Origin of the sequence: Ligilactobacillus equi DSM 15833 = JCM 10991, from assembly GCF_000615765.1 — a bacterium.
Taxonomy (GTDB): domain Bacteria; phylum Bacillota; class Bacilli; order Lactobacillales; family Lactobacillaceae; genus Ligilactobacillus; species Ligilactobacillus equi.
In genome coordinates this window covers 1-4,620 of record NZ_BAMI01000090.1, presented here as the reverse complement: position 1 = coordinate 4,620, position 4,620 = coordinate 1, and the positions used below count along the sequence as shown (strand labels likewise).

Below are 4,620 nucleotides of genomic sequence, written 5' to 3'. Positions count from 1 at the left end.
CTAAGGAAGAAGTACCTATGAAGGTTCACGTTATTGAACAATTGGTACCAGGAGACGCCCCAAGTTACGACTTACCAAGTTTATCAATAGCGGATGTAGTTACACCAAACGTCCCAGAAAAGACACCAGTGCATGACACAACGTCCTTGACCGATGGTGAAAAAGAAGAAGTAACTGGTAAGGTAACCGAAGTTAATAACTTCCCAGATGGAACAAAGGTAGAAGTAGATAATGATGGTACAGCAACAATTACCTACCCAGATGGTTCTCAAGACACTATTCCGGGTACTGATTTGGTAACTGAAACAGTTACTGGAGGTGTAACTCCATCAGAAACGGATCAACCTGAACCAAATGCGCCAGCTAAGACACCAGTGAAGGATACAACTGGTTCAACTGACGGTGAAAAACAAACAGGAACTGATGAAGTTACAGAATCTGGTCAAGATGGTTCTCAAAACATTATCCCAGGGACAGACTCAGAAGTTGAAACGCCAACAAGTTCTACTGATACTACGGCTGTAGTTCATGAAAATGAACCAACCACTAAGAAGGCTGGCACTTCAGACAAGGTAGTCATTAACGTAGCTAACAAGCCAGTAGTTCAACCTGAAGAAAAGGTCAAAGTAGCAGTAAATGCAAGCAAAGAATTGCCACAAACAGGTGAAACCCACGCTGATGGAAGTGCTTTAGGTTTAGTAGCCTTAGCTGCTGCCGGAGTATTATCATTCATGGGTATGGGTAAAAAACGCGAAGATTAAGATTTAAAATCTGAGATTTACGAGAGAGGTTAATTAAGTTTAATCTCTCTTTTTTGATAAGTAGTAAAATTTTTTAGATTTAAATGGATATATTATCACTTGATTGTTTCTTACGCTATGCGTTTGCAGACCACTGTCATGATTTTAGATAAAGATAAACAAGAAGATGCGTGTTTTTATACGTATGATTATACTTGTTATTATATGTATACGAATAAGTATGAATACACGTATGATGATATGTATTATAATAAGTATAAAGTTACATATGATTGTGCGGGCTAGCACATGATAAATTGAAAGTTTCAGACAATTATAAAAATTAAATATCATTGACAAGCAAAATTAGGTATAATTAAGAAAAAAATAAATAGGGGTAAAGTGAATGTTTGCTAAAAATAACAAACACGAATTAATGAAAAAAAATGCTGATCGTAAAGTACGTTATGGTATTCGGAAATTAGGGATTGGGGTAGTTTCAGTAGCCTTGAGTACATTGTTTTTTATATCAAATGCTAGTCAAGTACAAGCTGATGTGACGGATTCCGTGACTAATGGCCAACTCCAAGCTAGTGAAGAGTCGCCTACGCCAAGTGAGGAAGGACTTAGTGCAGAGCCGGAAGGAATGTTTGAGGAAGAAGAAAATCCCGCACCGGTTCAACCAACGTTAGAATTTAAGGATGCTAGTAGTTTACCTCAATCTGTGCCAACAGCGGGAGTCGTTATCCCTGATACGGAAATCACCAGTTGGGAGCTGAAAGGTTATGGGGATCAGAAGTTTGGCGCAGTTTCTTTTACCGCACCAGTCATTGAACCAGTAATTGGGGTGCAAAAATATCCTCGTCAACCGCACCAGGTTTATGGTACTGATTTATATGCGCAGATTACGGTAAGTCGAGAAGATAAAACTATCTACCAGAAAAGTTTTACTGGGACTGATAGTAGTAGCTCAACTGATTTTTACGAGGAATATCAACCAGGAGATGTTTTAAGTATCTATCATGCAGAACCAAGTCGAATTAGTGCAGAACAAGCTGAATTACTGGGTACAGCTCTTAAAAATGCTAAAACATATTCCTACCGCATTCATGAAGATGGCTTGGAAAATATTACTGACTACGTAGAATTAAAGAAAGAGGTAGCCAAGTTTTATGCTGATTCGCAAAAAATAACTTTGGCTCCCCAAAAAGATTTAAGCGATGTGGCTGTAATACGTCAGGGAATTGAACAAGATCCGTACCTGTCTGAAGCTAATCGGACGGAGTTACTAGCAGAAATTGCAAAGGTGGAAGAAACGTTCCAAAACCTTCCTGGGGCAATTTTACCTGGTCAAGGCAAGCAAGTGGCAATTTTTAGTGTACCAGCGTCAACTATAACGGACCAAGAAGGACGACCAATGGGACGCAATATGGACCGACAAGCTCTAGGAATTACTTTAAAAGAAGGGGCAACTATTCGTGTTCGGGTCACGAGCGCTAAAGAAACAGAAGCTAAAAATTTGGCAGTGCAATTAATTGATTCTGACACACAAAAAATGGTGAACAAAGCAGTGACTCTCGATGGTGACTGGCTCGAAGTTACAGCTTTGGCAGATTCTGTAGCCTATATTAAAAGTCCAACAACAGGCGATTTCCAAGTTGAGTATGAAGTTGTTTCTGGGCGGGTAGATGAGTTGCCAGTTTTCACATCTGAAACGGATCAAAAGCAGGTTGAAAAACAATGGGATAAGTTCAAAGTACCATATGCTTTAATTGTAGGGAATAACATACAAATTCAAGCACCATATAAGGATTTAAACTTAATTTCGCAAAAGAATTTGGGAAATTTACTGAGTCAATATGACCAAATATTTAAAGAATACTATTCGTTGACTAATTTACGAGCAAATGAAAATGGTGTGTTGCAAATTCCGAGATATTTTGCCGCAGCAGATATTAATGGTGTGGGAGCTGCGTATTACGATAGCTCACGCTGGATTGGGAGTAATGGAACAAGTATCGGACCATACTTAAATATTGGCTGGTTAACGCTCCATGAGATTGCCCATGGTTTTGAAATTCCGTCTGCAACTATGCCGATTGTGGAAATTTTCAATAATGTGTATGGGACGCTCTATCAAGCTAAATATATTTACCCAACAAATGAAGAATTTACCAAGAGTGCCTGGATTTATGGGCGTAACCGTGAACGAGCGGTAGAAAGAATGGTCAACGCAGTTGAAAATGGTAAAGGCTACCAGGGAGCAGAATACAGCACGAGATTGTTAATGTTAATGAATTTGGCTGATTACCATGATAATGGGGGCCAGGATTTTCGGGCCTTTAATCAATATCACCAAGAGCTAGTAGCTCAAGGTAAGCCGGCCAACGATTTAGGTAAGGACTGGGTAGAATTATTCTTAAATCAATATGGAATTAATTTAGTAGATTACTTTGATAATTTGGGAGTAAAACTGGACAGCAGTACCAGATTAAATGCCCTTCAAAGTAATAAAGCTGTGGCGGTTATGCTATACCAAGTAGTGGGCGAAAATGATTTGCCTCAGGCCATGGATGCTTTAGGATGGACAGATAAGCAGTTGAAAAATAAGACTTCCTTAATAACCACGGCGGATTTAGCAAGTTGGATCTAAAGGCTGATACGACGATAAGCTTGGCAAACTATCAAGTCTTAGCAGGTAAGCAACTAGCCATAATGGATGGTGATAGGGTAGTTAGAACAATCAATGGGGATGATTTGATTGCGAACCAAGGTAGCGTAGATTTATCCCAAGTGCCAGTTGGTGGCTATACACTAAAAGTCTTGGATAACGCTCTTCAAGTAGCGGACCCTTATATCACAATCAAGTCAGGAATGCCTAACCAGTTACAAACGGCAGTAACGACGACACTGTTACCGGAAGTTGAGGCGCTTTACACGGACAGCAGTCATACTACGGTTAAACCTAGCTTGACGCAAGCGCAGTTAGAAGCAGCGCAAAGTTTAGTGGATAGGATTGAGAATCCAGCGATTAAGCAATTAAATCAAGCGTTGATTACTCAAGCACAACCAGATGTTGAAGAGATTACTTTAAAAGGTTATGGGAACCAAACCTTTGCTACAATAAACAAAAATGAGGGTAGCGATAAATTAGTGCTTCAAACCTTGCCTGGGAAGCCACAACCATTTTACGGGATGAACGACTATGTGACAGTAGAAGTTTTTGATGATAATGGCAAGTTACTCTACCAACGGAGTTTCAAAGGAAATGAGGATTTAGTAGCAAGTAGTATTGAAATCCCTGTGCAAGAATATTATCAAGTTAAGGTTAGTCACAAGGAAGGGGCGTCACGTTTAGTAACTAAACTTGATGATCAGGTAGTGATTCCCGAAAAAGTTTCATCGTTTACGGTGGTAGACGGACACTTGATGGCAGATAATACATTATTTATCCAGGACGGGTTGCGAGGAAAAACACCTCAGTTCGAGGTAAGGAAACTGACGCAACCAAGTGACTTAATTAAGGAGATTAAGGCGCGTGTTAACGATGCTAATGGTAAGACATATACGAATGCAAACTTTACGGTGGAAAATCTTGATGTAAATACTCCGGGGAGTTATACGGTGAAAGTCAAGGCAGAGGTCGTGATTAATGGGATGAAACGGACGGTAGAACAGGCCTATCCGGTAGTTATTACTGGAATAGCGTCAAGTGAAGAATCAGAATCCGATACTAACCCAAGTGCGAGCTCAATCGAATCAGTACCTTCACAATCCCCAACGTCGTCACCAAGTGAATCCTCAGGAGAAGTACCAAGTGAGACTTCAGCAGAGTCAGTCCCATCAGAAACTACAACGTCGGGTCCAAGTGAATCCTCAG

3 protein-coding genes are annotated in these 4,620 nt (G+C 40.1%); all 3 read left to right on the top strand.

Annotated elements, in window-relative coordinates:
* A partial coding sequence (locus JCM10991_RS11260) for a MiiA motif-containing surface protein (RefSeq protein WP_025021540.1) occupies positions 1–761 on the top strand: 761 nt, incomplete at its 5' end.
* A gap of 415 nt (positions 762–1,176) precedes the next feature.
* Positions 1,177–3,393 (top strand): M60 family metallopeptidase, encoded by a 2,217-nt coding sequence (locus tag JCM10991_RS11255; RefSeq protein ID WP_162149528.1) that lies wholly within the window; start codon positions 1,177–1,179, stop codon positions 3,391–3,393.
* A gap of 20 nt (positions 3,394–3,413) precedes the next feature.
* A partial coding sequence (locus JCM10991_RS13990; protein ID WP_155889662.1) for a putative mucin/carbohydrate-binding domain-containing protein occupies positions 3,414–4,620 on the top strand: 1,207 nt, incomplete at its 3' end.